General features: G+C 65.6%; 25 protein-coding genes and 1 pseudogene. 13 read left to right on the top strand and 13 right to left on the bottom strand.

Translation table 11 applies throughout. The features are described from left to right. Positions 1-27: 27 nt before the first annotated feature. From BO1_RS24775 to BO1_RS24785, 3 genes are read left to right on the top strand one after another with little or no spacing between them, the layout of a single operon-like run. On the top strand, positions 28-873 hold the full coding sequence (locus BO1_RS24775) for an acyl-CoA dehydrogenase (RefSeq protein WP_043286347.1): 846 nt from the start codon (positions 28-30) through the stop codon (positions 871-873). Positions 874-913: 40 nt separating this feature from the next. Continuing rightward, positions 914-2,074 carry an acyl-CoA dehydrogenase family protein gene (locus BO1_RS24780; RefSeq protein ID WP_028219845.1) on the top strand — a complete coding sequence of 387 codons (1,161 nt, stop codon included), beginning with the start codon at positions 914-916 and terminating at the stop codon, positions 2,072-2,074. Between the two features lie 19 nt (positions 2,075-2,093). Next, positions 2,094-3,272 (top strand): CaiB/BaiF CoA transferase family protein, encoded by a 1,179-nt coding sequence (locus BO1_RS24785; RefSeq protein WP_028219846.1) that lies wholly within the window; start codon positions 2,094-2,096, stop codon positions 3,270-3,272. 297 nt (positions 3,273-3,569) lie between these two features. On the opposite strand, the gene BO1_RS24790 is transcribed toward BO1_RS24785, so the two are convergent. Together BO1_RS24790 and BO1_RS24795 are read right to left on the bottom strand one after the other, a co-directional pair. Next, on the bottom strand, positions 3,570-4,211 hold the full coding sequence (locus tag BO1_RS24790) for a DUF1109 domain-containing protein (RefSeq protein WP_028219847.1): 642 nt from the start codon (positions 4,209-4,211) through the stop codon (positions 3,570-3,572). Further along, positions 4,208-4,753, bottom strand: coding sequence for a sigma-70 family RNA polymerase sigma factor (locus BO1_RS24795; protein WP_028219848.1), 546 nt, complete (start codon positions 4,751-4,753; stop codon positions 4,208-4,210). The genes BO1_RS24790 and BO1_RS24795 overlap by 4 nt, the downstream gene beginning before the upstream one ends. Positions 4,754-5,242: 489 nt before the next feature. Between BO1_RS24795 and BO1_RS24800 the strand changes: the two genes are divergently transcribed. The 5 genes and pseudogenes from BO1_RS24800 to BO1_RS24820 all read left to right on the top strand — a co-directional run bounded on the left by BO1_RS24800 (position 5,243) and on the right by BO1_RS24820 (position 8,618). Further along, positions 5,243-5,881, top strand: coding sequence for a cytochrome b/b6 domain-containing protein (locus tag BO1_RS24800; RefSeq protein ID WP_028219849.1), 639 nt, complete (start codon positions 5,243-5,245; stop codon positions 5,879-5,881). 31 nt (positions 5,882-5,912) lie between these two features. Beyond that, positions 5,913-6,698, top strand: a complete 786-nt coding sequence (locus BO1_RS24805) for a molybdopterin-dependent oxidoreductase (RefSeq protein ID WP_028219850.1) — start codon at positions 5,913-5,915, stop codon at positions 6,696-6,698. Between the two features lie 48 nt (positions 6,699-6,746). Further along, positions 6,747-7,007, top strand: coding sequence for a pentapeptide MXKDX repeat protein (locus BO1_RS24810; RefSeq protein ID WP_028219851.1), 261 nt, complete (start codon positions 6,747-6,749; stop codon positions 7,005-7,007). Positions 7,008-7,231: 224 nt separating this feature from the next. Continuing rightward, positions 7,232-7,945: pseudogene (locus BO1_RS52660) on the top strand (GNAT family N-acetyltransferase); the annotation flags it as partial. A gap of 361 nt (positions 7,946-8,306) precedes the next feature. Then, on the top strand, positions 8,307-8,618 hold the full coding sequence (locus BO1_RS24820; RefSeq protein WP_028219852.1) for a high-potential iron-sulfur protein: 312 nt from the start codon (positions 8,307-8,309) through the stop codon (positions 8,616-8,618). Between the two features lie 38 nt (positions 8,619-8,656). Here the strand turns inward: BO1_RS24820 and BO1_RS24825 are convergent, their stop codons facing one another. The 4 genes from BO1_RS24825 to BO1_RS61320 all read right to left on the bottom strand — a co-directional run bounded on the left by BO1_RS24825 (position 8,657) and on the right by BO1_RS61320 (position 10,485). After that, entirely contained in the window at positions 8,657-9,145 is a 489-nt protein-coding gene (locus BO1_RS24825) for a lytic transglycosylase domain-containing protein (protein WP_028219853.1), read from the bottom strand. 23 nt (positions 9,146-9,168) lie between these two features. Beyond that, positions 9,169-9,498: a hypothetical protein gene (locus BO1_RS24830; protein ID WP_028219854.1), complete on the bottom strand. Its 330-nt coding sequence runs from the start codon at positions 9,496-9,498 to the stop codon at positions 9,169-9,171. 4 nt (positions 9,499-9,502) lie between these two features. After that, entirely contained in the window at positions 9,503-9,850 is a 348-nt protein-coding gene (locus BO1_RS24835) for a hypothetical protein (RefSeq protein ID WP_174490608.1), read from the bottom strand. Positions 9,851-10,230: 380 nt separating this feature from the next. Beyond that, entirely contained in the window at positions 10,231-10,485 is a 255-nt protein-coding gene (locus tag BO1_RS61320) for a hypothetical protein (RefSeq protein ID WP_084688175.1), read from the bottom strand. Positions 10,486-10,692: 207 nt separating this feature from the next. Between BO1_RS61320 and BO1_RS24840 the strand changes: the two genes are divergently transcribed. Further along, a complete protein-coding gene (locus BO1_RS24840; RefSeq protein WP_028219856.1) occupies positions 10,693-11,547 on the top strand; it encodes an alpha/beta fold hydrolase in 855 nt (284 codons plus the stop codon). 51 nt (positions 11,548-11,598) lie between these two features. Here the strand turns inward: BO1_RS24840 and BO1_RS24845 are convergent, their stop codons facing one another. Next, positions 11,599-12,024, bottom strand: a complete 426-nt coding sequence (locus BO1_RS24845) for a VOC family protein (protein WP_028219857.1) — start codon at positions 12,022-12,024, stop codon at positions 11,599-11,601. A gap of 129 nt (positions 12,025-12,153) precedes the next feature. Here BO1_RS24845 and BO1_RS24850 point away from each other — a divergent pair, with 129 nt between their 5' ends. Then, positions 12,154-13,029: a LysR family transcriptional regulator gene (locus tag BO1_RS24850; protein WP_028219858.1), complete on the top strand. Its 876-nt coding sequence runs from the start codon at positions 12,154-12,156 to the stop codon at positions 13,027-13,029. 18 nt (positions 13,030-13,047) lie between these two features. Here the strand turns inward: BO1_RS24850 and BO1_RS24855 are convergent, their stop codons facing one another. Continuing rightward, positions 13,048-13,479, bottom strand: coding sequence for a GFA family protein (locus tag BO1_RS24855; protein ID WP_028219859.1), 432 nt, complete (start codon positions 13,477-13,479; stop codon positions 13,048-13,050). 285 nt (positions 13,480-13,764) lie between these two features. Next, positions 13,765-15,876, bottom strand: coding sequence for a phosphocholine-specific phospholipase C (locus BO1_RS24860; protein WP_028219860.1), 2,112 nt, complete (start codon positions 15,874-15,876; stop codon positions 13,765-13,767). Between the two features lie 451 nt (positions 15,877-16,327). Between BO1_RS24860 and BO1_RS59415 the strand changes: the two genes are divergently transcribed. Next, a complete protein-coding gene (locus BO1_RS59415; RefSeq protein WP_156992391.1) occupies positions 16,328-16,561 on the top strand; it encodes a hypothetical protein in 234 nt (77 codons plus the stop codon). Between the two features lie 42 nt (positions 16,562-16,603). On the opposite strand, the gene BO1_RS24870 is transcribed toward BO1_RS59415, so the two are convergent. The 4 genes from BO1_RS24870 to BO1_RS24885 form a co-directional block, all read right to left on the bottom strand. Next, positions 16,604-16,939: a hypothetical protein gene (locus tag BO1_RS24870; RefSeq protein ID WP_043286354.1), complete on the bottom strand. Its 336-nt coding sequence runs from the start codon at positions 16,937-16,939 to the stop codon at positions 16,604-16,606. Positions 16,940-17,116: 177 nt separating this feature from the next. Next, positions 17,117-20,749 (bottom strand): hydantoinase B/oxoprolinase family protein, encoded by a 3,633-nt coding sequence (locus tag BO1_RS24875; protein WP_028219863.1) that lies wholly within the window; start codon positions 20,747-20,749, stop codon positions 17,117-17,119. An 86-nt stretch (positions 20,750-20,835) separates the two neighbouring features. Beyond that, positions 20,836-22,170: an MFS transporter gene (locus tag BO1_RS24880; protein WP_028219864.1), complete on the bottom strand. Its 1,335-nt coding sequence runs from the start codon at positions 22,168-22,170 to the stop codon at positions 20,836-20,838. A gap of 49 nt (positions 22,171-22,219) precedes the next feature. Continuing rightward, a complete protein-coding gene (locus BO1_RS24885) occupies positions 22,220-22,993 on the bottom strand; it encodes a putative hydro-lyase (protein ID WP_028219865.1) in 774 nt (257 codons plus the stop codon). A gap of 239 nt (positions 22,994-23,232) precedes the next feature. On the opposite strand from BO1_RS24885, the gene BO1_RS24890 reads away from it, so the two are divergent. Continuing rightward, positions 23,233-24,165: a LysR family transcriptional regulator gene (locus BO1_RS24890; protein ID WP_028219866.1), complete on the top strand. Its 933-nt coding sequence runs from the start codon at positions 23,233-23,235 to the stop codon at positions 24,163-24,165. A gap of 191 nt (positions 24,166-24,356) precedes the next feature. Continuing rightward, a complete protein-coding gene (gene zapE, locus BO1_RS52665; protein ID WP_043286357.1) occupies positions 24,357-25,445 on the top strand; it encodes a cell division protein ZapE in 1,089 nt (362 codons plus the stop codon). Positions 25,446-25,456: the final 11 nt, after the last annotated feature.

Consider the following 25,456-nt stretch of genomic DNA (forward strand, 5'->3'; position numbering starts at 1 on the left):
TTGGCGAAACCAGCACTGGAGACGGCGATGAACACCCCCCTGGCTGAACCGCTCATACAGCCGGTCCAGACGGTCACCGACCTCATAGCCCCCGCCCCCGCCGCCGCGCTGGCCGCTACGCTCGACAGCAGCCGCACGCCGGGTCTGGGCGACGCGCTTCCCCCGATCTGGCACTGGCTCTACTTCTGGACCACCGCGCCGCAAGCCGGTCTGGGCGCCGACGGGCATCCGCAAAAGGGCGGCTTCCTTCCCGATCTGGGTCTGCCGCGGCGCATGGCGGCAGGCGGGCGCATGACGTTCAACGCGCCGCTCACGATAGGCGCGCAGGCCGCGCGTGTCTCGCGCGTGCTCTCGGTCGAGCACAAGGAGGGCCGCAGCGGACGTCTCGCGTTCGTCACCGTCGAGCACGATATTCAGGTCGGCGGCGTGACCGCGATCCGCGAAGAGCAGGACATCGTCTATCGCGAGCCCGCGCAGCCCGGTCAGCCGCGGCCCTTGCCCACACCGGCGCCGGCCGATGCCGACTGGCAGCGCGAGATCGCGCCCACCGAGGCGCTGCTGTTCCGCTATTCGGCGCTCACCTTCAACGGCCATCGCATTCATTACGACCGCGACTACGCACGCAACGTCGAAGGCTATCCGGACCTCGTCGTGCACGGGCCGCTGATCGCCACGCTGCTGCTCGACACGGTGGCGCGCTTCGCGCCCGAAGCCGTCGTGCGCGAGTACAGCTTCAAGGCGGTGCGCCCGACCTTTCTCGGCCACCCCTTCACCGTCTGCGGCCGCCGTGCCGCGGACGGCCAGGCCGTCGAACTCTGGGCGAAAGATCACGAAGGCTGGCTGACCATGTCGGCCCGCGCCGTGCTCGCCTGAACCACCGGACCATCTGGACGAATCCACCAGGAAACACGCAATGAACGACGCTACCGATCAATACCAGGACATCCGCGAAGCCGTGCGCGATCTGTGCAGCCAGTTTCCGGGCGAGTATTTCCGCAAGATCGACGAAGAGCGGGGCTACCCCGAAGCCTTCGTCGACGCGCTCACGAAAGCGGGCTGGCTGGCCGCGCTGATTCCCCAGGAATACGGCGGCTCGGGTCTCGGCCTCACCGAGGCCTCGGTCATCATGGAAGAGATCAACCGCAGCGGCGGCAACTCCGGCGCCTGCCACGGCCAGATGTACAACATGGGCACGCTGCTGCGCCACGGCTCGGCCGAGCAGAAGCGCAAATATCTGCCAAAGATCGCGAGCGGCGAGCTGCGCCTGCAGTCGATGGGCGTGACCGAGCCCACCACCGGCACCGACACCACGAAGATCAAGACCACGGCCGTGCGCAAAGGCGACCGCTACGTGATCAACGGCCAGAAGGTCTGGATCTCGCGCGTGCAGCACTCCGACCTCATGATCCTGCTCGCGCGCACCACGCCGCTCTCGGACGTGACGAAGAAGAGCGAAGGCATGTCGATCTTCATGGTCGATCTGCATGAAGCAATCGGCAAGGGTCTGACTGTGCAGCCGATCCTGAACATGGTCAATCACGAGACCAACGAGCTCTTCTTCGACAACCTCGAAATTCCGGCGGAAAATCTGATCGGCGAAGAAGGCAAGGGCTTCAAGTACATCCTCGACGGGCTGAATGCCGAGCGCACGCTGATTGCCGCGGAATGCATCGGCGATGGCTACTGGTTCGTGGACAAGGTCTCGAAATATGTCAAGGAGCGGCAGGTATTTGGCCGCCCGATCGGCCAGAACCAGGGCGTGCAGTTCCCCATCGCGCGCGCGTTCATCAACGTGGAAGCCGCGAACCTGATGCGCTTTGAAGCGGCCCGCCGCTTCGACGCCCACGAGCCCTGCGGCGCGCAGGCGAACATGGCCAAGCTGCTCGCGGCGGACGCCTCGTGGGAGGCTGCGAACGCCTGTCTGCAATTCCACGGCGGCTTTGGATTTGCCTGCGAGTACGATGTGGAGCGCAAGTTCCGCGAGACGCGCCTCTACCAGGTCGCGCCGATCTCGACGAACCTGATTCTCTCGTACGTCGCCGAGCACATTCTCGGCCTGCCGCGTTCATTCTGATTGCACCAGGGAACCTGCCATGCGTCCTCTCGAAGGCATCAAGGTCGTCACGTTCGAACATGCGATCGCGGCGCCCTTCTGCACGCGCCAGCTCGCCGATCTGGGCGCGCGCGTCATCAAGGTCGAACGCCCCGGCGCGGGCGACTTCGCGCGCGGCTATGACGAGCGCGTGCACGGTCTCGCTTCGCATTTCGTCTGGACGAACCGCTCGAAGGAGAGCCTCACGCTCGACGTGAAGCGCGCCGAAGCCCTGGAGATCGTGCACGCGCTGCTCGCCGACGCCGACGTGTTCGTGCAGAATCTCGCGCCCGGCGCCACGCAACGCCTCGGGCTCGACTACGAGACGCTGCGCGAGCGCTACCCGCGCCTGATCGTCTGCGATATCTCCGGCTATGGCAGCGACGGCCCGTATCGCGACAAGAAGGCCTATGACCTGCTGATCCAGAGCGAGTCGGGCTTTCTCAGCATCACGGGCTCGCCCGACGAACCGGCCAAGGCCGGCTGCTCGATCGCCGATATTTCTGCGGGCATGTACGCGTATTCGAGCATCCTCGCGGCGCTCATCGAGCGCGGCAAGACGGGGCGCGGGCGCCGCATCGACGTTTCGATGCTGGAGAGCATGGTCGAGTGGATGAGCTACCCGCTTTACTATGCGATCGACGGCCAGACACCCCCGCAGCGCAATGGCGCGGCGCACGCGACGATCTATCCCTACGGCCCGTTCAAGGCCGGCGACGGCAAGTCCGTCATGCTCGGCCTGCAGAACGAGCGCGAATGGAAGAGCTTCTGCGAAACCGTCATGCGCCAGCCGGCGCTGGCCGAGGACGAGCGCTTCTGCTCGAATAGCCGGCGCGTGGCGCATCGCGCGGAGCTTGGCAAGCTCATCGAAGAAGCGTTTGGTGGCCTCACCGCGGGCGATGTGATCGAGCGCCTCGAGGCCGCGAAGATCGCGAACGCGCGTATCAACGACATGCAGGCGGTGTGGGCACACGAACAGCTCGCCGCACGCGAGCGCTGGACGCGCGTGGGCACGCCCGCTGGCGAGATTCCCGCGCTGCTGCCGCCAGGCGCGACACTCGCCGATAACCCGCGCATGGACCCCGTGCCCGCGCTGGGCGAGCACACCGATGCGATTCTGCATGAGCTTGGCTATGACGAGGCAAGCGTTCGCGCGTTGCGGGAGAGCGGCGCGGTTTGAAGGCGTGTGGAGAATCGCGCCACTTCTGATTCTTCGCAAATAGTCAAAACGATATGTCATGCTGAATAAATACTGCAAGACATAAGCCGCAGAGCGTCATGCTCGCCGTCCTGTGCGCGGCCATTCTCGTGCTGCGCGTGGAGACGAGACTTTCCCGTACGTGCAAAAGCGCCGCTTCAGTCAAGCGGCGCTTTTTCTGTTTCTGATCTCGAATTCGAACGCGTTGGCCGCTTCTTTGCCATTGCAGGGCGCAGCCGCTCGCGCGCGACACGCGCCTGACGCAAACCACCCGCGCAATTACCAGCGCAACAGCCGCGGCCCGAGCCACGCGCCTATCGCGGCCGGCAACAACATGCCGAGCGCATACCAGATGCTCCAGAACGCCGGGCTCATCTCCGGGCAGTGCACGCAGTACGCGATGGTGGCCAGCGAGCTCGCAAAGAGGCCCGCGGCGGCGCCCGCCAGACGCGGGCTAGTGGGCGCGAAGCCCCGCGCGGCCCAGAACACCGCCGCGAACGTGGGCACCGAAAGCAGCAGGATGTTGAACGGGCAAGTGCGCCACGACTCGCCGAGCATGAGCGGCACGCGCTCGGCCGGCGCGGCCGCGCCCAGCGTGAGCCAGCCCGCCAGCCACACGCCCACGAACGGCAGGGCAACCAGCGCCCACGCATAGCCGCCGCGCACGCCCGGGCGCCCGAGCCTACTCACGACCCGCGCGGCGGTGAGCGCCACGGCAACCGGGAAGGCGAGCTTCGCCCAGAAGATCGGCGTCTGCGCGACGCTCATGAGATCGGGCCGCACGCCGAACACCAGCGCGACGATCACGAGCGACCCGGCGAGCCCGAGCGGCAGCGCACGCGCGAAACGGCGCAAGACCGCCTTGCGGTCCACGCGCGTGACGCCGGTGGAAAGCAGGTTGATGAGGTCGTCGGTTTTCATTGCGCCCCCCGAATACGCGCGGCGAGCGCCTTCAGGCCGCGGTGGATGCCCACCTTCACGGCCGACTCCGAAAGCCCCGTGAGTTGCGCGGCCTCCACCACCGAGCGTCCCTCAAGCTTCACATGAACAATGGGCAGGCGCTGCTTGTCCGGCAACTGGTCGAGCAGCTTGCCGATGTCGCGGCGGGCCTGGGCCGGCTCGTCGTCGGGGGTGGCGAACAGGTCGGTGTGATCGTCGAGCGGGTCGTTCAGCGATTCGCGACGGGAGCGCGAGCGAAAGAAGTCCATCAGTTTGTAGCGGGCGATGGCGTGCACCCAGGCGGTCAGCGGTTCTTCGGGGCGCCACGTGTGACGCGCGTTGTGCACCGCGAGCAGGATCTCCTGCACGAGGTCTTCCACGTCGTCGTGCAATTGCGGAATGCGCCTGCGCAGAAAACCGCGCAAATGCCGCGTCAGTTCCTGAAGGAACAGGCGGTACGCGTCGGCGTCGCCTTCCAGGCCGGCGAGGAACAGCGCTTTGAGACGGATTTCCGCGGGATGCAAAGGGCGTCCTGTGTTGTCGCGACGATCGGATGGCGCGCCTGCACCCGTGCCGGTGCCCGCGCCGACTTCCACACCCGCGCCGAAGCTTGCAACAGGCTTGCGCGCGGCATCGCCGGGTTCGGCGACGCCGCCGGCTCCGAATACGGGCGCGATCGCGTGAGCGTAGCCCATGGCGTCCCGCACCGCAATAGCGACCGCGCCGCCGCCGCGCGCGGCGCGCTCGCCCGTATCCATCCAACCCGCCGCTGTGTTCGCCCAGCCCACGCTTTTGCTCCCCATTCCTGAACTTGCCCGCGCTTGCCGTGCGCTGCACGGCGTGGGGCTCCCTGGAAGCTATTCGTCTGCATCGCGCGCGCGGTTACACACCGCATGAAATTTTTCACAGCGCGCGCAATTGAGCGCGCTTCATGCAAATTTTCGCGCTCTGCTGTAACCGCAGTTCGGCCCTCGACGAATTCACCGTTACCAGCACGTCACGAGGAGTCCGCGATGGAAACCACAACCGCCCAGCCGCCTGCGAGCCAGCCGCTCGTGCACGGGGCGCGCCCGATCCATCCGCTATGGCTGCGCGTGACACACTGGCTCAACGCATTCGCAGCGCTCATCATGATGTTCTCGGGCTGGCGCATCTATGACGCCTCGCCGGTCTTCCCCCACATCGTCATCCCGACATCGATCACGCTCGGGGGCTGGCTGGGCGGCGCGCTGCAATGGCATTTCGCGGCCATGTGGCTGCTCGTCTTCAACGGGCTCATCTATCTGGCGCTCAATATCGCGAGCGGGCGCGCCTTCGCGAAGTTCTTTCCGCTAAGCCCGCGCGCCGTGTTCGCCGACCTGCGCGCCGCGCTCACCGGCCACCTGTCACACGCCGACCTGCGCCACTACAACGCCGTGCAAAAGCTCGCCTATCTGGTCGCCATCACCGACCTGATCGTGCTCGTGCTTTCCGGTCTCGCGATCTGGAAATCCGTGCAGTTCCCGCTGCTGCGCGAGCTCATGGGCGGCTATGACAACGCTCGCGTCGTGCACTTCTGCGCGATGTCGCTGCTGGCCGCATTCGTGGTCGTGCACGTCACGATGGTGGCGCTCGTGCCACGCTCGCTCCTCACCATGCTGCGTGGCCATTGAGCTTGCCTTCGATCATCGATAAGGATTCCAGATGAATACGAACGACCGCAAAATCGTCACGCTGGACCGCGCGGCGATCCTCACCGATGCACGGCGCGAACTTGGAAAGCTCGACATGCCCTCGCGTCGCCTGTTCGGCAAGCGCCTGCTCACGCTCGGCGGCCTTTCGATGCTGACCGGCTGCTCGATCACCGACGAGGCCTCCGTCAACACGTTTCTTACCGCTGTCTCGCGGCTGAACGACCGCGTGCAGGCCTGGCTCTTCGATCCTCACCAGCTCGCGCCCACCTACACCGAGGCGCAAATCACGCGGCCGTTTCCGTTCAACGCGTTCTACAGCGTCGACGAAGCGCCTGTCGTGGATGGCGGCAGCTATCGCCTCAAGCTGAGCGGCCTCGTGACCGGCCAGCGCGTGTGGACGCTGCCCGAACTCTACGCGCTGCCGCACGCCGAGCAGATCACGCGGCATATCTGCGTGGAAGGCTGGAGCGCCATCGGGCGCTGGGGCGGCACGCCGTTCGCCGGCTTCCTGCGCCGCGTGGGCGCGGACACCAGCGCGAAGTACGTGGGCTTTCGCTGCGCAGACGACTACTACGAGAGCATCGATATGGCCACCGCACTGCATCCGCAAACGCTGCTCGCATTCGACTACGACGGCGAGCGCCTGCCCGCGAAATACGGCTACCCGATGAAGCTGCGCATGCCGACCAAGCTCGGCTACAAGAATCCGAAGCACATCGTCGAAATTTTCGTCACGAACACGTACCCCGGCGGCTATTGGGTCGACCAGGGCTACAACTGGTTCGGCGGTTCGTGACGACCTGAATTGCCGGACCGCATTTTTCACCCACCAAGGAGCACAGCCATGAAGAAGATCATTTTCGCCGCCATCGTCGTCAGCGCCGCCACGTTGGGCGCAGGCACCGGCACCGCGTTCGCGCAGGCAAGCGGCGCGATGGGCAACGACACCATGCAGAAAGACACCATGGGCAAAGACGCCATGTCTCACGACAAGATGACCAAGGACAGTGCGATGGCGCACGACAAGATGGCCAAGGATTCAACCATGAAGAAGCACGACGCGATGGGCATGGACCATCCCGCTTCAGGTGCCATGTCGCAATGAACCTGATGCTCGCGACGCAGTTCGCCCCGCCGCCCTCCACGCTGCATTCCAGGCCGAATTGCGCCGCGAGCCGTGCAGCCTGCCGCGCCACGCGGCGTGGCTCCAACGACTCGCAGCGCCGTGGACCTTTTCAAGGTGCCACGCGCAAGGTTACTGTAGCTGTCATTCCTGAGTTAACGTGTCAAGCACGCGCGCACGCGCCGTGCGAATGGAGCATGTGAAGAATGGCAGCCAGAACGAACGAATACGAGCAACCCATCGGCGACGCCCTGTCCGGCTGGACGGCGCGCGAGCGGCCCGGCCGCGTGAGCATCGAGGGCACGCGCTGCCGCATCGAGCCCATCGACGTCGAGCGGCATGCCGCCGACCTTTTCGACGCCTACAGCCAGGCCGCCAACGGCAGCGACTGGACCTATCTGACGATAGGCCCGTTCGCGGACCTCGCGGCGTATCGCGCATACCTCACGGGCGCGGCGGCGTCCGCCGACCCGCTGCACTACGCGATCATCGACCAGGCGAGCGGCAAGGCCGTGGGCACGTTCTCGCTGATGCGCATCGATCCGGCCAATGGCGTGATCGAAGTCGGCAACGTCACCTTCTCCCCGCGGCTCAAGCGCACGGCGCTCTCCACCGAGGCACAGTATCTGCTGATGCGCTACGCATTCGACGAGCTGGGCTACCGGCGCTACGAATGGAAATGTGACAGTCTCAATGCGCCCTCGCGAAAGACCGCGCTGCGGCTTGGCTTTCAATTCGAAGGCATCTTCAGGCAGGCCATCGTGTACAAGGGGCGCAGCCGCGACACCGCGTGGTTCGCGATCATCGACAAGGATTGGCCGGGCGTGAAACGCGCGTTCGAAACGTGGCTCGACGCCGGCAACTTCGACGCCGAGGGCAATCAGCGCGAGTCGCTCGCCGGCCTGCGCGACGCGCAGGCGCGCGGCTGATTCACCGCCTGCAGGGTCGTTGCCAGGCGCTGCAAGTCAGGCGCCGCCGTCAACCGCTCCGCCAAAACCGGCACGCACAGCGCCCGCGCGCGGTGTGCGCATTCACATCTCACGCCGTGATATATTGATTCCCGCACCAGTGTTATTGAAGTCGATGCCGACAAAATCGCCCGCGGGCCGATTGCGCGGCCTATCTCGCGCCAGCGATTCCGGCCCGGTGGCTGGTGGGTATGGCGCATGCTGACCGAACTTCCATGGACCGACGGGATGCACACAACGTAAGCGGACCCAGGGCGATGCATGCCATGCGTCTTGCGTTCCGCCGGCTCCCATACACACAGGAGTCCATATCATGCCAGTCTCCCGCCGGCGTTTCATGATCATTGCCGCTTCTGTCGCGTCGACGACGGTGCTGTCCACCGAGTCACGCGCCGACGCCCCCTTGCTCTCCGTGACCGACCCCACAGCACAGGCGCTCGGATACACGGAAGACGCCACGAAAGTCGACAAGTCGAAGTTCGCCCGCTACCAGGCCGGCCAGACCTGCGCCAATTGCCAGTTGTATTCAGGCAAGCCCGGCGCGGCGACAGGACCGTGCGCGACCTACGGTGGCAAGCTGGTGTACGCGAAGGGGTGGTGCAACGCTTACGTCAAGAAGGCTTGACGTCAGGGCTGCGGTCGATCACCGGGAAATCCGGGATGTCATTGCTGGGGCGGCAACAACCCCCAGCTGACGAGGATCGCCCGGATGCTCCGCGCGTACGCATCGCGTTCTCGCGGCGACTCCGAGTGATACGCACCAATGGCGCGCCACGTGTTGCCGTAGCGCACCATCTTCTGTTTGAGCAGCCAGGCAGCCACGAAGATGTTCACGCACGGATCGGTCAACGCGCGATGCGGTATGCCCTCGCGCGCGAGCTCGGAAAAATGCACCGAGTTGATTTGCAGTTGCCCCACGTCGATCGAGCCATTGGCGTTGTGGTTGATCGCTGCCGCGTCACCCTTCGATTCGCGCCATGCCACGGCGCGCAGCACGAGCGGATTGACGCCCTGGTATGCGCCCGCCTTTTCGAAACACTCGTCGCCGTTTGCGGCATGCGCCATCGGGCAACTGAGCGCGGCCGAGGCAAGCCACGCAAACACGATCCCGAATTTCGAACACCGGAGCGCGAGAGACATCTGCTGAACCATCGTTCTGGCCTCCAATGCGGGGGTTAGTGCGCCAACGCAACATCGAGTTGCCGTTCGATGTCCTTGAGGTAGACGCGCGACGCGTCGGACACCACGAGTCTGGGAGTCGGCATGGCGCAATGGCAGTCGTGCTGGCGCGCCTTCTTCTTGCGCGAGGCGGAATGCGAGGCAGGGAGTTCGTCGTCGTCGCCGTTCGATGGCGGCAGCATGGCGAGCGTGGGCAACGGCGGATAGACGCGAGACGCGTCGGTATCCGACACCACGGCGACGGCGCTGGGCTGGCCCGCCCACGCACTGCAGGAGACGAGCAGGACCAGTAACGGCGCGGCCGCGGCGAGAATAGTCGGGCGCATCGCGTCAGTCCCCCGATTGCAGCGGTTCGATCGACACGCTGTATGTCTGGTTCGCGCCGGCCGTGACATTCTCGAGCGCTGGCTTCAGTGACTGCCGTGGTGGCACCCCTTTCCAGATCGCCTCGTTCAGATAGCGCAGATCCTGGCCGAGCGCAGTCACCCGGATCACCGTCGGCTGCTTCTGCGCAGCGGCCAGCGCCCCCGCCTTCGCAAGCACCGTGGCGAGTTGTGGATCGCGTGCGCCGAGCGCGTCGGCCGGAATATCGAACCGCATCACCGCGGTCGGCGCGGCCGGCTTTTCAGCGTTTGCCGTATCGGCCGGGTGCAATTGCGCGCACCCTGCCATCGCCATCACGGCCATCAAGAACACGACGTGCTTCACGTTTGCCCCTTTTCGAAACCTCATGCCTATAGGGACGTTTTCGGCTCGCATCGGACGCAGCTTGATACCCCTGGCGCAAACGTTTTCGAAAAAGGAAAAGTTCGCTCGCGGCACGTGGCTTTGCGCAACGTCGGTGCGAAAGGCGCCAGAATTCATGCAGAGAAATGCTTCGTCGCGAGGCCGGCATAGGGCACTCGCTAGCGTGGGACGTCACCGTGCCCGATGCATGCCGCATTACCAAATGTCTGACGAATAAAGATGATCCGCTCCATGTTGTATGGATTCCTTATTAATTCATGCGCTGTGGCACGGTTTGAAGCACATGCATGCTGCGCGCTTCGAGGCTGGTATCAGTTAGCCGTTCCGCTCGCGCAGTATTGCGCGAAGTTCGCCTCTGATGAAGCAAAGCCTTGCTGCTTCGCGAGCTCCCACGGGCGTTCGCAGCGCTGCGTGTGTTCACACCACGAATAGCCCGCGGAACCGATGCATCCATGTGCGTCGCGATCGGCGCCCACCGTGGACGGGGTCGTGGAATTCGCGGCAGAGCAAGCGCCAAGCAGGCACGTGGCAGCGGCAAGACAGACGCGAAGCAGGTTTCGGCGCATGAATGAACTCCGATGGGATGTGGCTGAATGCCGGCCGGAGTCTACCAGCGTCCCACCGCGGCGGGCTCGGGCTTGGCCGCCGTATCAGCAGCACAAGCTTTCATTCTTATTTCAATCAGAAAACCTGATAGCAACGTTCAATTTATTGCGTTTCCCTTAAGCGTTGCCATGCGGCAAAGTGTCATCTCCGCGACTGGAGTGATCTCCGTGAATCAACGCATCGACCCGTCCCTACTTGCCCCACCCGATCTGTCGTTCGCGACGCTGGATTCGGGCGTCGTTCTGCCGTACCTCGAACGGGGGGCAGGTGAGCCGCTCCTGTTCGTGCACGGCTCGCTGTGCGACTACCGCTACTGGGCGCCGCAGCTGGACGGTCTCGCGGACGATTTCCGTTGTATCGCCCCGAGCCTGAGCCATTACTGGCCGGCCGCCGATGCCTGCATCCAGGGCGAATTCGGCTGGGAAAGCCATCTGCATGAACTGGCCGACTTCATCACTGCGATGGGGCTCGAGTCGGTGCATCTGGTGGGGCATTCGCGCGGCGGCTCGATCGCGTATCACCTTGCGCGCCGCTATCCGCGCCTCGTGCGCACGCTCGTGCTCGCCGATCCTGGCGGCCCGCTGCGCCGCCTCGAAGACGACGAAGACGTGCTGCCCCCCGCCACCAACGCGTTGCGCACGCGCGCGGCCGATCTCATCGAGCGCGGCGAGCTGGAAGCCGGGCTCGAGCTGTTCGTGGATTCGGTGAGCATGCCCGGCGCCTGGCGCAAGAGCCCGCACGCGTTCCGCGAGATGGCCATCGCCAACGCCACGACGCTGCCCAAGCAACTGATCGATCCGCTGCCCGCCTACGTGCGCCGCCCCGCTGCGGACATCAAGTGCCGCACGCTGCTGATCGACGGCCAGCGCAGCCCGCTGATGTTCCGCAACAACGTCGAGGCGCTCGACGAGTGGATCGACTTCGCGCAGCGCATCACGATGAAAGGCGCAACGCACGGCATGAACGCCACGCACGCCGATCTCTTCAATACGCACGTCCGCAACTTCATCACGCAGGCCTGACGCGCGCGGCGCCACGCGCGCCGTCTGCCGTTTTCGGGCCTGCTTGCAGCCTCATTTGGCGAACAGTTGCCCGATGTCCTTGAACGCCTTGAATTCGAGCGCGTTACCGCACGGGTCGAACAGGAACATGGTGGCCTGCTCGCCCACCTGCCCCTGAAAGCGGATATACGGCTCGATCACGAATTGCGTGCCGAACTCGCGCAACCGCTGCGCGAGCGCTTCCCACTGACTCCATTCCAGCACCACGCCGAAATGCGGCACCGGCACGTCGTGGCCGTCCACCGCGTTCGTATGCGCGCTTTCTTGCGAGGCGGTTTTCGGGTGCTCGTGAATCACCAGTTGATGGCCGAAAAAGTCGAAGTCGACCCAATGGTCGCTCGAACGGCCTTCTTCGAGACCGAATACGCGGCCATAGAAGTCGCGCGCGGCCGGCAGATCGTAGACGGGAATGGCCAGGTGAAAGGGGGAAAGGCTCATGGTTCGCTCCATACTCGCTATGCAATGCGGTTTGCCGTTCGTGCCGGCGTTTTGTCGGGCCATGATAGACGGCACGGTTGAAAAATAAAATCAATATATAATTTCGCGATACACAAATGGAATTTGTGAATGATCCGCGAGCTGAAGACGCTGATTGCCGTCGCCCGCGAGGGTACCTTCGCCGCCGCCGGCAAGCGGATCGGCCTCACGCAGGCCGCCGTGAGCGCGCAGATGCAGCGTCTCGAAGCCGAACTCGGCTTCGCGCTGTTCGACCGCGAGGGGCGCACCGCGCGGCTGAACGCGCGTGGCCAGCAGCTTCTCGTGCAAGCGCAAGAGGTGATCCGGCTTTACGGCAACCTGAGCGCCGTCACCGTGGATCCGGCGGTGGCCGTGCGGGTCAATATCGGCGCGATTGCATCGGTGCAGCGCGCATTGCTGCCCGACGCGCTCGCGACGTTGCGCCAACAGCGCCCCGGCGTGAGCACGCGCGTGATTCCGGGGGTATCGATGGAGCTCCTCAACCTCGTCGACGCCGGCGAAATCGAGCTGGCCGCCATCATCCGCCCTCCCTTCGCACTCCAGAGCGATATGCGCTGGACCCCGCTCGCGCAAGAGCCCTATCGGCTGATCGTGCCACGCGGCGTGAAAGGCAGCGACTGGATGGAGCTGATCGCCACACGGCCGTATATCCGTTACGACCGTGCGTCATTCGGCGGCCGGCAGGTCGAGCGCTTTTTGCGGCGCATGCAGCTGCCCGTGCAGGACGTGTGCGAGCTCGACGAGCTGGAGGCCATCGTGAAGCTGGTGGAGAACGGCGTGGGCGTCGCGCTCGTTCCGCAGACCGCGACCTGGCGGCGCTGGCCGGCCAAAGTGCGTGCGATCGACCTCGGCCACCATACGTTTCATCGCGATGTCGGCATCGTGCACCGCGACGCGAGCCAGATGAGCGAGGCGGCAGGCGTGCTGCTTGGTCTGCTGGAAAGGGAGGCGAAGGGGGAAGGCTGAGCAGGTTGCGTGTCCCGCTCAATCGCCCTCTTCGTACACAGGCCCATCCCACCCGTCGAGATACTTGGGCAGCGCATCGCTTACGTCGATCACGCGGTGCCGGTAAAAGAGATGCATCGTGGGCTGTCTATCCGCAGGCAAGGTCCCGCCGTGCGCTCGCGCGAGCAGGCTGTTAGGCACGACGCGCATGTTCAGCCGGTTCGTGCCGAACATCGTCTCGCCGCACGCCGGGCAAAAGGCCCGCGACATCTGCTTATGCGGATGCTGGAAGACTTGCAGCGCGCCGTTGGTCGCGACGCTATCGGCCGGCCATGCCGTTGCCGAAAGCATCGACGTGCCGTAGAAGTCGCGGCACGTCTGACAATGGCAATTCGCCAACGCGGCGGGCTCGCCGATCAGGTCGACCGTCACCGCGCCGCACAGGCAGGCTAGCTTGCGTGATTCGTTCATCGCTTCTCCATGGAATCTGCGTGCATGCGAACACATCGCTCCACGCGGGATCTGATCGTCGCATTAGATCATTTTCAGCCCGCACGCGGCCGAACGCTGCGTATTACCCGCGCTTCGTAATGTCGAATTGCATGGAGACGCCAAAGCGCAGAGCATGCATGGTCGCGCTCTGCGCCTCAGCGGGGAGATCGAAGACTCTTCGCGCAGTCTTTGTGGGGCAACGCGCGACGCTGATCGATCGCGCGTGCCCCCGTAAAGGCGCCCTCTCGGGTGCCCCAATGCACATCAGCCGCCGAGCGCCGGATCGCTATAGCCAGGACGCCCCGTTTCCACGTGCCCCGCAATGCGGCGCACGAAGCTCGCGTCGCTATCGACGGTGATGGTCAGGTCGTACCAGCCATAAGCGTTGCGCAGATCGAGATAAACCTGCTCCGTGTCGCCGCCGCGCACGCTGCGCACGATGGGCGTGCCGGGGTCGTAGGCGTTGACGATCGTGAACTGGCATTTCGCATTGCCCGTGTTTTGCAGGCGCAATTGCAGATTGCCGTTCGCCACGTCGTAGCCTTCGGCCACCTCGGGGCGCGCAGTGTCGCCGCCAAACCAGCTCATCTGCACCTGCTTGCCCGCGAAGCGGCGCAAGAAGCCGTTCGGCCCGTGCACGGTGAAATCGTACGCGCCGCTTGCGCCGAGCGTCAGCTTGTCTTCGAGACGCTTGCCCGCCTCCACCGTATAGCTGCGCGGCGCATCGGCGCTGCCCGCTGTGTAGACGAGGAACACCGCGCCGGCACGCCCTGTATTGATGAAGCGCATGCCCGCCTGGCCCGACGCGCCATTCGCGTCGAAGCGCACGAACAACTCATAGGGCAGCGCCCGTGCGAGGCGCACGCCGCTCTCCTGCTTCGGCACGCTGCCGGTCGCGGGCGGCAGCGGCACATAGCTCGGATGCCGATTGTGATCGAGCGGCGCGTAACCGCTCGTGGACGGCAGAGCGGGCAGCGTGGCATTGGGCGTGGCGAAGTCGAACGCCGAGGTGAGGTCGCCGCACACGGCACGGCGCCACGGCGTGATGTTCGGCTCGCGCAGGTCGTGCTGCTCGCCGAAACGCTTAGCGATGAAGCGGATCACCGAGGTGTGATCGAAAGTCTGCGAGCACACCCAGCCGCCGCGCGACCACGGCGAGACAACCAGCATCGGCACGCGCTGCCCGAGGCCGTACGGGCCCGCCGCGTATTGGCTGCTGCCCGGAAAAATCTCGTTGACGGTGTCCACCGTGGACAGCCCGTTGGCACTCGATGCGGCCGGGAACGGCGGCGCAAGATGATCGAAGAAGCCGTCGTTCTCGTCGTAATTGATCAGCAGTACTGTCTTGCTCCAGATCTCGGGGTTCGACGTGAGGATCTGCAGCACCTGGTCGACGTACCACGCGCCGTAGTTCGCGGGCCAGTTCGGATGCTCGGAATAGGCCTCGGGCGCGACGATCCACGAAACCTGCGGCAGCGCGTTGTTCTGCACGTCCTGCTTGAGCACGTCGAAGTAGCCGCCACCCGCAAGCACGTTCGTGCCCGTGCGTGCGCGGTCGTAAAGCGGGTTGCCCGGCTGCGCGTTCTGGTATTGATGGAAGTACAGCAGCGAGTTGTCGCCGTAGTTGCCGATATACGGGTTGTCGCCGGTCCAGCCCCACGAGCCCTGCGCGTCGAGCCCTTCGCCCACGTCCTGATAGATCTTCCACGAGATGCCCGCGCTTTGCAGCACTTCAGGATAGGTGGACCAGCCATAGCCCGCTTCCGCGTTGTCGATCACCGGACCGCCGCCGCTGCCGTCGTTGCCCACCCAGCCGGTCCACATGTAATAGCGGTTCGGATCGGTCGAGGTCATCGCCGAGCAGTGGTACGCGTCGCAGATCGTGAAGGCGTCGGCGAGCTGGTAGTGGAACGGAATGTCGTCGCGCGTGAGGTAGGCCATCGTGGTCGTGCCCTTGGCGGGCACCCACTGGTCGTAGCGGCCGCCATTCCACGCGGCGTGCGTCGTGGTCCAGTCGTGCGGCAGATCCTGGATGAACTGCAGCCCGAGGTTGGCCGCCGTGGGGTGGAACGGCAGCACCTCGCCCGCGCCGGCCGCGAGCGGCTGGTTCCACACCGGCTGGCCGTTGGGCAGCGTGATCGCGCGCGTGTCGCCAAAGCCGCGCACGCCGCGCAGCGTGCCGAAGTAATGATCGAACGAACGGTTCTCCTGCATGAGGATCACGATGTGCTCGACGTCGCGCAGGCTGCCCGTGCGATTGTTGGCCGGAATCGCGAGCGCGTTGCGGATGCCCAGCGGCAGCATCGTCAGAGCAGTGGCCGAACCGGCGCTCATCGCGGCGGTGCGGAGAAAGTCACGGCGGCTTCTCGAAGTCATGTTGTGGTTTCCGTCTTCAGGTTGAGAAAGCTCGCGCGACGCGGCGCCGCCTGACCAGACGGCGGGCGGCGCAGCTTCGCGCGACCAGGTGCGTCAGTCAGCGGTGTGAATTACGGGAGTGACGAGCGGTGCGTTGTCGGCATCTGTCGCGGCTTGATCGCCCGCGGCAGCGCCGGGCCGCGCGGGCGAGCGCACCGCGTGCGCGGCCAGGGCAGCCGCGCTGTTTGCGCTATCGGCGGAATTCGGTGTGGAAGCGCCGGCCGCAAATGTCGTTGCGAGTGGCGTTGCGGCTTGCGCCGAGTTTGGCTGCGGGTTTGTCGATGCAGCGGGCTGCGTTTGTGCGAGTTCGCGTGCGGCGCTCGTGGTGAGCGCGACGCGTGCGTCGCCGCTACGATCGCCGCATGCTGTAGTTGTGCACGCAACTATTATGCAAGCCAGCAGCGTGGCATACGTGCGCGGCATCGACAGGCCGCCGGGCAAGCTCAAACGTTTGCGCGGCGCGCCGCTCACGAGCGGACGCGCCGGCACGAATTCGACCGTCATCGAAGTCTCCATGCAGATAGAGGCACAACAACGGCTCGAGGAGCGGCCCGAGCATCGCCTTGCCGCGCGCGCGAACGCGGCGGCAAGGCAACGCCGAAGCATAACGAAGCTGCTTTTAAGTTTTGTGACGGCGGCCGAATGACCTGTGAAGGGAATAGGATGCGGCTTGGGTTGCGAGACAGGCTTAGCCGCTCGTGGAAGCGCTCGTGGCCGTGCCGGTTGCCGACTGGCTCGCGGTGGACGCTCCCGGCGCGCAGTCCTTCACGTATTCGGCGTTGAGCTTCGCGCGGGCGTCGGCAATATCGGGCGAGTAGTTATCGATGCTGGGCCGATAACCCACCGACGCCAGCTCGTTGAGCTCGCGCGCCACGTCGTCGCTCGAAAGCGCGCCGTGCGCCGGCTTGAACGGATAGCTGTTGCATTGCTGCGGCGTCAAATGGCCGGCGGCGCACGCCAGCGAACTGGCCGTCATCAGCACCAGTGGAATGAGCGGAACGGCGCGCTTGAGGATCGCGTTCATGATGAGCTGTCTCCATATCATGAGATTCGAAGGAGCCGTGGATCTTCGTCCTGGATTGTCGTTCTGGATCGGCTGCAGCCCAGATTAGGCGCCTTCGTCTCTCATGCCGGCCTCAAGCAGATGAACATTCGTTCATGCGACGCGGCCGGTGCCCCGTGCAGGCGGCACCACAACACACTACGCGTGCCCGAAGCCGCCGCCTCCAGGCGTCTCGACCACGAACACATCGCCCGCGCTCATCTCCACGCTGGCGATATGGCCGAGCGCCACGATCTCGCCGTCCGCGCGCTCGACGCGGTTGCTGCCCGCGCGCCCGGGCCGCCCGCCCGCCGCGCCGAACGGCGCGTGGATGCGGTTGTTCGAGAGGATCGAGGCCGTCATCGGCGCGAGGAAGCGGATGCGCCGGACGGCGCCGTTGCCGCCGTGCCAGCGCCCGGCGCCGCCCGACTCCGCACGAATCAAATGCGATTCGAGCCGCACCGGATAGCGCCATTCGAGCACCTCGGGATCGGTCAGGCGCGAGTTGGTCATGTGGGTCTGCACCGCATCGACGCCGCTGAAGCCCTCGCCCGCGCCACTGCCGCCCGCAATCGTTTCGTAGTACTGGTAACGTGCATCGCCGAAGGTGAAGTTGTTCATCGTGCCCTGGCTCGACGCCACGATGCCCAACGCCCCGTAAAGCGCATTCGTGATCGCCGACGAAGTCTCCACGTTGCCCGACACCACCGCCGCCGGATACGTGGGATTGAGCATCGAGCGCTCGGGCACCGTCACCGTGAGCGGCTTGAGACAGCCCGCGTTGAGCGGGATGTCGTCGCCCACGAGCGTGCGGAATACATAGAGCACGGCCGCCATGCACACGGCCTTAGGTGCGTTGAAGTTGTTCGGCAGTTGCGCTGACGTGCCGGTAAAGTCGATTGCGGCGCAGCGCGTTTGCGCATCCACGCGAATCGCCACTTCGATCACCGCGCCGTTGTCGAGCTCGTAGCGGTACGCGCCGTCCTTGAGCGCGCCGATCACGCGACGCACCGCTTCTTCCGCGTTGTCCTGCACGTGCTGCATGAACGCGAGCACCACCTCGCGGCCGAATTGCGCGACCATGCGGCGCAATTCGTCCACGCCCTTCTGGTTCGCGGCCACCTGTGCGCGCAGATCGGCCATGTTCTGATCGATATTGCGCGCCGGATAGCGGCCCGAGGCGAGCAGGTCGCGCGTCTCGCGCTCGCGCAGCGTGCCGGCCTTGACCAGTTGCCAGTTGTCGATGAGCACGCCCTCCTCTTCGATATGCTGCGAAGCCGCCGGCATCGAACCCGGCGTGATGCCGCCGATGTCCGCGTGATGGCCGCGCGAGCCCACGTAGAAGAGCGGCTCCGCACTGCCTTCGGCGAACACGGGCGTGATGACCGTCACGTCGGGCAGGTGCGTGCCGCCGTGATACGGGTCGTTGAGCATGAACACGTCGCCGTCGCGCATCGTGCCACGATTGCGCTCGATGACGGTCTTGATGCTCTCGCCCATCGAGCCGAGGTGCACCGGCATATGCGGCGCGTTGGCGATGAGGTTGCCCGCCGCGTCGAAGATCGCGCACGAAAAGTCGAGCCGCTCCTTGATATTCACCGAATACGCCGTGTTTTGCAGGCGCAGCCCCATTTGCTCGGCGATCGACATGAAGAGATTGTTGAAGATCTCGAGCCGCACGGGGTCGGCCTCGGTGCCGATCGAGCGGCGCGTGGGCAGCGGCAGGACACGCGTCATCACGACATTGCCCTGCGCGGTCAGCGCCGCCTGCCAGCCCGGCTCGACCACGGTCGTGCCGTTCTTCTCGGCGATGATCGCGGGGCCGTCGAGCACATCGCCGGCCATGAGCGCATCGCGCAGATAAAGCGACGCGTCGTGCCAGCGGCCGCCCGAATAGAGGCGCACGCGTGCCTGAACGGACGGGGCGCCGCCCGCCTCGCGCGGTGCGAGCGTGTCGGTCACGGGCTGCGCGTCGGAGTGACCGATGGCCTCCACCGAGGCGAGCTCCACCACGAGCGGCGTGTCCGGCATCAGGAACGCGTAGCGCTGCCGGTAGGCGGTTTCGAACGCGGCGCGCATCGCGTCCACGCTGCCGGCGTTCACCGCGAGCGCGGAATCGGTGCCCTGATAGCGCAAATGCACGCGGCGCGCCGTGGAAATGCGCGCGGCGTCCACGCCCTGTTCGAGCAGCGCGCCGCTCGCTTGTTGTGCGAGCGCTTCGAGCGCGGCGTCGATGCGCGCGAGCGACGCGTCTTCAAGGACGATTTCGAGCGCGCGCTCACGCATCGCGGTTTGATCGGCGAGCCCCATACCGAACGCCGAGAGCACGCCCGCGAGCGGATGCGCGAACACGCGGCTCATGCCGAGCGCGTCGGCCACGCCGCACGCGTGCTGGCCGCCCGCGCCGCCGAAGGTCGTGAGGACGTATTGGGAGACGTCGTGGCCGCGCTGCACCGAGATCTTCTTGATGGCGTTCGCCATGCTGCCGATCGCAATCTCCAGATAGCCCTCGGCGATGTCCTCGGGCGTGCGACGCTGGCCCGTGGCTGCGAAGATTTCGTCGGCGAGCGCGTTAAAGCGCGCAACCACGGCGTCGCGATCGAGCGCCTCATTGGCGTGCGGACCGAACACGTGCGGGAAGTACTCAGGCTGGATCTTGCCGAGCATGACGTTGCAGTCCGTCACCGTGAGCGGACCGCCGCGCCGGTAGGCGCAAGGCCCGGGATTGGCGCCCGCCGAATCGGGCCCGACGCGCAACCGCGCGCCGTCGAAGCCCAGCACCGAGCCGCCGCCCGCCGCCACGGTGTGGATGCTCATCATCGGCGCGCGCATGCGCACGCCGGCCACCTGGGTCTCGAACACGCGCTCGAACTCGCCGTTGAAATGCGAGACGTCGGTGGAGGTGCCGCCCATGTCGAAGCCGATCACGCGCTCGAAGCCCGCCGCCTGCGCGGCGCGCACCATGCCGACGATGCCGCCCGCCGGGCCCGAAAGAATCGCATCCTTGCCCTGGAAGCGGTCCGCGCGCGTGAGGCCGCCGCTGCTCTGCATGAATTGCAGATTCACGCCCGGCATCTCGCTCGCGACCTGATCGACATAGCGGCGCAGGATCGGCGAGAGATAGGCGTCGACCACGGTGGTGTCGCCGCGCGAGACCATCTTCATGAGCGGCGAGACCTCGTGCGAGGCCGAAACCTGCGTAAAGCCGATGCGCCGCGCCAGATCGGCGAGTTCGCGCTCGTGCGCGGTGTGGCGGTAGCCGTGAATCAGCACGATGGCGAGCGCGCGAATGCCCGTGGCGTAGACCTCACGCAGGGCGACTTCGGCACTGGCCAGATCGAGCGGCGCGACCAGCTCGCCCTGCGCGCTTACGCGTTCGTCGATTTCGACCACGCGCTCGTACAGCGCTTCGGGCAGCGCGATGTCGAGATCGAACAGGCGAGGACGGTTCTGATACGCGATGCGCAGCACGTCGCGAAAGCCGCGCGTGGTCACGAGCGCAACCGGCTCGCCCTTGCGTTCGAGCAGCGCATTCGTGGCGACCGTGGTGCCCATCTTGACCATCTCGACGTCGCGCGGCGTGATCGGCTGATCGGCGCGCAGCCCGAGCAGATGGCGGATGCCTGCCACGGCCGCATCGCGGTATTGCTCCGGATTCTCCGAGAGCAGCTTATGCGTGGTGAGCGTGCCGTCGGGGCGGCGCGCGACGATGTCGGTGAACGTGCCGCCGCGGTCGATCCAGAATTGCCAGCGGGACGGGGTGCAAGCGTCGGAAGCGTGATCGTGAGTCATGGTGCGATGCGTAGTCGATTAGTAGAACGATGTATGGTGAAACGAATGCGGACGTATTCGATGCGAGCCGGCAGTTCAAACCAGACTCAGGCCGATTCCAGCTCGCGGCCACGCGTCTCGGGCAGCGTGAGTGCGGCGACGATCAGCACGCCATAGGCCGCCACGGCGAACATGCCGATGCTCGGGCCAAGGCCGAATTGCTTCGAGAGCGCGCCGATCAGCACCGGGAAAAGCGCCCCGATCGCACGGCCCACGTTGTAGCAGAAGCCCTGGCCGGAGCCGCGCACACGGGTGGGAAAGAGCTCGGTGAGAAACGCGCCCATGCCCGAGAAGATGCCCGAGGCGAAGAAGCCAAGCGGGAAGCCGAGCCACAGCATCGAGCCGTTCGTGAGCGGCAGCGACGTATAGGCGAAGGCAATCGCCATCGAGCCCACCGCGAACAGGATGAAGTTGGGCTTGCGGCCGAGCCGGTCGGTGAGCCACGCGCTCGACAGGTAGCCGGCGTAGGACCCCACGATGATCATCGCGAGATAACCGCCGGTGCCCATCACGGTGAGGTGGCGTTCGGTCTTCAGAAACGTCGGCAGCCAGGTGGTGATCGCGTAGTAGCCGCCTTGTGCGCCTGTGGTCAGCAGCGCGGCGCGCAGCGTCGTGGAGAGCAGTTTCGGCGAGAAAATCTCGGTAAAACGCGGGGTATCCTGGGCGTCCTTCTGCGCGGCCTTTGCATGCTCGAATACTTCGGGTTCCTTGACATATCGACGAATCACCAGCACGAGCAGCGCGGGCACGAGGCCAATGAGAAACAGCGCACGCCACGCAATTTCGGGTGCCATCACCGAGAACAGCACGGCGTAGAGCAGCGCGGCCAGGCCCCAGCCGATGGCCCAGCCCGACTGCACGAGCCCCACGGCCTTGCCGCGGTCGCGCGCGCGAATCACTTCGCCGATCAGCACCGCGCCCGCGGTCCATTCGCCGCCGAAGCCGAAGCCCATCAGCGAGCGCGCGGCGAGCAGCTGGCCGTAGTTCTGCGCGAGCCCGCACAGGCCCGTGAAGACCGCGAACCACAGCACGGTCAGTTGCAGCGTGCGCACGCGCCCGATGCGGTCCGAGAGGATGCCGGCGATCCAGCCGCCAAGCGCCGAAGAAAGCAGCGTCATGGTGCCGATAAAGCCGGCGTCGCCGAGCGAGATGCCCCAGGTGGCAACGAGCGTCGGGATCACGAAGGAAAGCATCTGCGTGTCCATGCCGTCGAGCATGTAGCCCACCTTGCAGCTCCAGAACGCGCGGCGCGCGCGCGGACCGGCTTCGGCATACCAGGAAAGAGGCTGGGTGCCGGCCGGTTCGCCGATGTCTCCAGTGTCGCCGATCACGCCGGTGTGACCGGCCTCGCCGGCGCTCGCCGTGAGTGTCTTGCTGTCCATCTGCTGCTCCTTTGGATAGACGCGTAGGAAAAATGGGGTGCCGCGCGCTTCAGAACACCGCGAGCGATGCATTCGTGATGTCGGTCATCAGCATGTGGCCCGGCGCGTGCGCGATGGCGATCGGCAGCTTTGCGGCCATCAGCGCGGTTTGGGGCGTCACGCCGCAGGCCCAGTAGACGGGCAGCTCGCCGGGACGGATCGTCACCGCGTCGCCGAACTCGGGGCGCGCGAGGTCGGCAATGCCTAGCTCCGCAGCGTCGCCGATATGCACGGGCGCGCCATGCACACCCGGAAAACGGCTCGTGATCTGCACGGCGCGGATCGCGTCGGCGCCGCGCATGGGGCGCATCGAGACGACCAGCTCGCCGCCGAACACGCCCGCGCGGCGGTTCGCGATGTTCGTGCGGTACATCGGCACATTGCGGCCCTCTTCCACGTGGCGCAGCCCGATGCCCTCGAGCGCGAGCATGTGCTCGAACGAGAACGAGCAGCCAATGGCGAACACCACGAAATCGTCCTGCCACAAGGCCTCGATCGATTCGGCGCGCTCGCTCAGTACGCCATCGCGATAGACGTTATAAGCGGGCACGTCGGTGCGGATATCGATGTCGCGGCCGAGCATCGGCACCCGGAAGTCGCCGGGCTCGCCCACGCCGAGCAGCGGACACGGCTTCGGATTCGCCTGGCAAAAGCGCAGGAAATCGTGCGCGCAGGCAGCGGGCAGAATCGCGAGATTGGCTTGGGCGTACTCGCCGCAATGGCCGGCGGTCGGGCCACGAAAATCGCGGTGACGGACGGCCTGGCGGAATTCGAACGGGGTCATGATTTCGGGCGTTTCTAATGTGTGGCGTGAAGGGGCGTCGGGTCGAAAACTGCGTCGGATTCGGGACGCTGCCGGCGTGCGTGGCAAGTCGCACACCGGTAGAACGAAGCATAGAAAAGAAGAAAATTTGACGCCAACTAGTTTTTTTTGGCCCTGATGAATAGAATTTCTTAACGAAACTGCGGGTTTTCCCGGGTCACGTTGTCTTTTTTCAAGCGCCCCTTCACACGCCTCGCGCCATGAACACACGCTTTCTCGAGACCTTCGTCACGCTCGCCAGACTGCGCAGCTTCCGCACGACGGCCACCGCGCTACACGCCACGCCCGCGGCCATTTCGCAGCGCCTGAAGGCGCTCGAAGACGAATTGCAGACAGTGCTGGTCGAGCGCGAAAGCCGCGAGTTCCGGCTCACGCCTAACGGCGAATATCTGCTCGGCTACGCGAAGGCGGTCGTGGAGGCGACGCGCCAGTTGCAGGCTGCCGCGTCCAACGAAGGCACGATGCGCGGCAAGCTGCGCCTGGGCGTGATCGAGACCGTCGTGCACAGTTGGCTCGCCCACTACATGCGGCGGCTCGCGAGCGACTACCCGCAGCTCGAGGTCGAGCTTTGCGTGGACGTGAGCGTCGTGCTGCAGCGGCGCTTGATGGCGGGCGAACTCGACTTGATCGTGCGTGTGGAAGGCAGTGATGAGGAATCCATAGTATGTAACGCACTCGCCAACTATCCGGTGCATTGGATCGCGCGCGCGGGCCTGCTGCCGCTTTCGCGCAGCGGACTGGCCAAGCGCGTGCTGCGCCAGCCGATTCTCACCTTCGGGCGGGGAACCGCGCCGCATCGCGCGATGGAGGACATCGTCAGCAAGCTGGCGCTCGCCAACGGCGTGCCGCTCTCCGAGACGCGCATCACCGGGTCGCCGTCGATTTCGGTCATCGTCCAGCTCGTGCGCGACGGCTTCGGCGTGGCCGCTATCCCGCGCCTTTTCGTCGATGAGCTCGTTGCGCGCGGCGAACTGGTCGAGCTGCCGTTGCAGCCTTCGCCGCCGTCCATCGTGGTCTCCATGTCGCGACGCAGCGATGCGCCGCTATTCGTGCATGGCGCGGCGAACGCCGCACGCGCCGCGTGCCACGCGTACTGCGATCACGGCGATGCGCGGCTGATCGAACGGCTGTGAGCATCGCGGGGTGACGGCGTGGCTGCCTGATGCGGCGACAAATTCGAAGCGCGTGGCGGCGCGCCTGGTGATTGGGGCATGAACGGGCGCGAGCGGCGCAAGTGAGCGCCCTGTTAAACTTGCGCGACGGTGCATGTACGTTGCGTGCGCCGCTGACCCTTCCCGTCGTTCTCCCAATCAATCGTTGCCGCATGATCGCCCCGTCCTCTGTCGCCCGCGCACTCGCCACCCAAGGTATCGTCGCGGACGCGAGCCAGCAGCGGGCGATCGACGCGCTGTGCGCGTTGCTCGACAGTGAAGACACGAGCACGAGACAGCGCGCCTGGCAAGGCGTGTACTGCCACGGCCTGCCCGGGCGGGGCAAGAGCCTGATCGTCGATACGGTCTATGCGCTCGCCACGTGCGCGAAGCGGCGCATCCATTTTCATCAGTTCATTCGCGACGTGAACCGCCTGCTCGTGCAGGCGCCCAAAAGCGACGATCGCCTTGGCGACGTCGCGCGCGCGTGGCTGAAGGACGTCGATCTGCTCTACTTCGACGAATTCCACGTGCACGACATCGCCGATGCGTTCCTGATGGGCCGCTTCCTGGAAACGGCGCTCGCATGCGGCACGCGCATCGTGCTCACTTCGAACTACAGTCCGCGCAATCTGCTGCCCGACCCCGAGTTTCACGAACGCTTCGAGCCGACGATCGAACGCATCGAGCAGCATTTCGAAATCGTCGCTTTCGATGGTGAGCGCGACTACCGCGAGCACAACCATGCCGTTGGCGCGACAGCAGCCGAGCAGCGTTTTTTCGCGCCGCTCGAAGGCACGCACGATCCGCTGCGAGCGCTCTTCGGCGCATACGAGGCGCATGCGGGCGTGCAACCGGCAACGACGGAAGTGGCCGGACGAGCGCTGCCCGTCACGGCGGCAGGCACGCAACTAGTGTGGGTCGACTTCGACGCGCTGTGCGGCGCGCCGCGCTCGCACCTCGACTACCTCGCGCTCGCCGAACGCTGGCGCGGCGTAATCGTCGATCGCCTCGAAACGGAGATGCTCAAGCGCCGCGACGTGCTGCAGCGCTTCGTCTGGCTCGTCGATATTCTTTACGACCGCAAGCATGCGCTGTTCATCGCCTCCGACCAGCCGATTCGCGCGGCGCTCGTCGGCCTCGACGGCGCGCATGATGTCTCGCGCACCACGAGCCGGCTGGCCGAGATGCAGTCGCGCGGCTATGCGATCGGCCTCGTGCGCAAACATCTGCCCGCGCCCCCGGATCAGGCGATTGACTAGCGCGGCACGCG

Origin of the sequence: Paraburkholderia oxyphila NBRC 105797 (genome assembly GCF_000685075.1) — a bacterium.
Taxonomy (GTDB): domain Bacteria; phylum Pseudomonadota; class Gammaproteobacteria; order Burkholderiales; family Burkholderiaceae; genus Paraburkholderia; species Paraburkholderia oxyphila.

Bases quoted from the DNA above. Each gene is read 5' to 3' on its own strand.
- BO1_RS24775 (WP_043286347.1), top strand. From the start codon at position 28: ATGAACACCCCCCTGGCTGAACCGCTCATACAGCCGGTCCAGACGGTC.
- BO1_RS24780 (WP_028219845.1), top strand. From the start codon at position 914: ATGAACGACGCTACCGATCAATACCAGGACATCCGCGAAGCCGTGCGC.
- BO1_RS24785 (WP_028219846.1), top strand. From the start codon at position 2,094: ATGCGTCCTCTCGAAGGCATCAAGGTCGTCACGTTCGAACATGCGATC.
- BO1_RS24790 (WP_028219847.1), bottom strand. From the start codon at position 4,211: ATGAAAACCGACGACCTCATCAACCTGCTTTCCACCGGCGTCACGCGC.
- BO1_RS24800 (WP_028219849.1), top strand. From the start codon at position 5,243: ATGGAAACCACAACCGCCCAGCCGCCTGCGAGCCAGCCGCTCGTGCAC.
- BO1_RS24805 (WP_028219850.1), top strand. From the start codon at position 5,913: ATGAATACGAACGACCGCAAAATCGTCACGCTGGACCGCGCGGCGATC.
- BO1_RS24810 (WP_028219851.1), top strand. From the start codon at position 6,747: ATGAAGAAGATCATTTTCGCCGCCATCGTCGTCAGCGCCGCCACGTTG.
- BO1_RS24820 (WP_028219852.1), top strand. From the start codon at position 8,307: ATGCCAGTCTCCCGCCGGCGTTTCATGATCATTGCCGCTTCTGTCGCG.
- BO1_RS24825 (WP_028219853.1), bottom strand. From the start codon at position 9,145: ATGGTTCAGCAGATGTCTCTCGCGCTCCGGTGTTCGAAATTCGGGATC.
- BO1_RS24830 (WP_028219854.1), bottom strand. From the start codon at position 9,498: ATGCGCCCGACTATTCTCGCCGCGGCCGCGCCGTTACTGGTCCTGCTC.
- BO1_RS24835 (WP_174490608.1), bottom strand. From the start codon at position 9,850: ATGGCGATGGCAGGGTGCGCGCAATTGCACCCGGCCGATACGGCAAAC.
- BO1_RS61320 (WP_084688175.1), bottom strand. From the start codon at position 10,485: ATGCGCCGAAACCTGCTTCGCGTCTGTCTTGCCGCTGCCACGTGCCTG.
- BO1_RS24845 (WP_028219857.1), bottom strand. From the start codon at position 12,024: ATGAGCCTTTCCCCCTTTCACCTGGCCATTCCCGTCTACGATCTGCCG.
- BO1_RS24850 (WP_028219858.1), top strand. From the start codon at position 12,154: ATGATCCGCGAGCTGAAGACGCTGATTGCCGTCGCCCGCGAGGGTACC.
- BO1_RS24855 (WP_028219859.1), bottom strand. From the start codon at position 13,479: ATGAACGAATCACGCAAGCTAGCCTGCCTGTGCGGCGCGGTGACGGTC.
- BO1_RS24860 (WP_028219860.1), bottom strand. From the start codon at position 15,876: ATGACTTCGAGAAGCCGCCGTGACTTTCTCCGCACCGCCGCGATGAGC.
- BO1_RS24870 (WP_043286354.1), bottom strand. From the start codon at position 16,939: ATGAACGCGATCCTCAAGCGCGCCGTTCCGCTCATTCCACTGGTGCTG.
- BO1_RS24875 (WP_028219863.1), bottom strand. From the start codon at position 20,749: ATGACTCACGATCACGCTTCCGACGCTTGCACCCCGTCCCGCTGGCAA.
- BO1_RS24880 (WP_028219864.1), bottom strand. From the start codon at position 22,170: ATGGACAGCAAGACACTCACGGCGAGCGCCGGCGAGGCCGGTCACACC.
- BO1_RS24885 (WP_028219865.1), bottom strand. From the start codon at position 22,993: ATGACCCCGTTCGAATTCCGCCAGGCCGTCCGTCACCGCGATTTTCGT.
- BO1_RS24890 (WP_028219866.1), top strand. From the start codon at position 23,233: ATGAACACACGCTTTCTCGAGACCTTCGTCACGCTCGCCAGACTGCGC.
- zapE (WP_043286357.1), top strand. From the start codon at position 24,357: ATGATCGCCCCGTCCTCTGTCGCCCGCGCACTCGCCACCCAAGGTATC.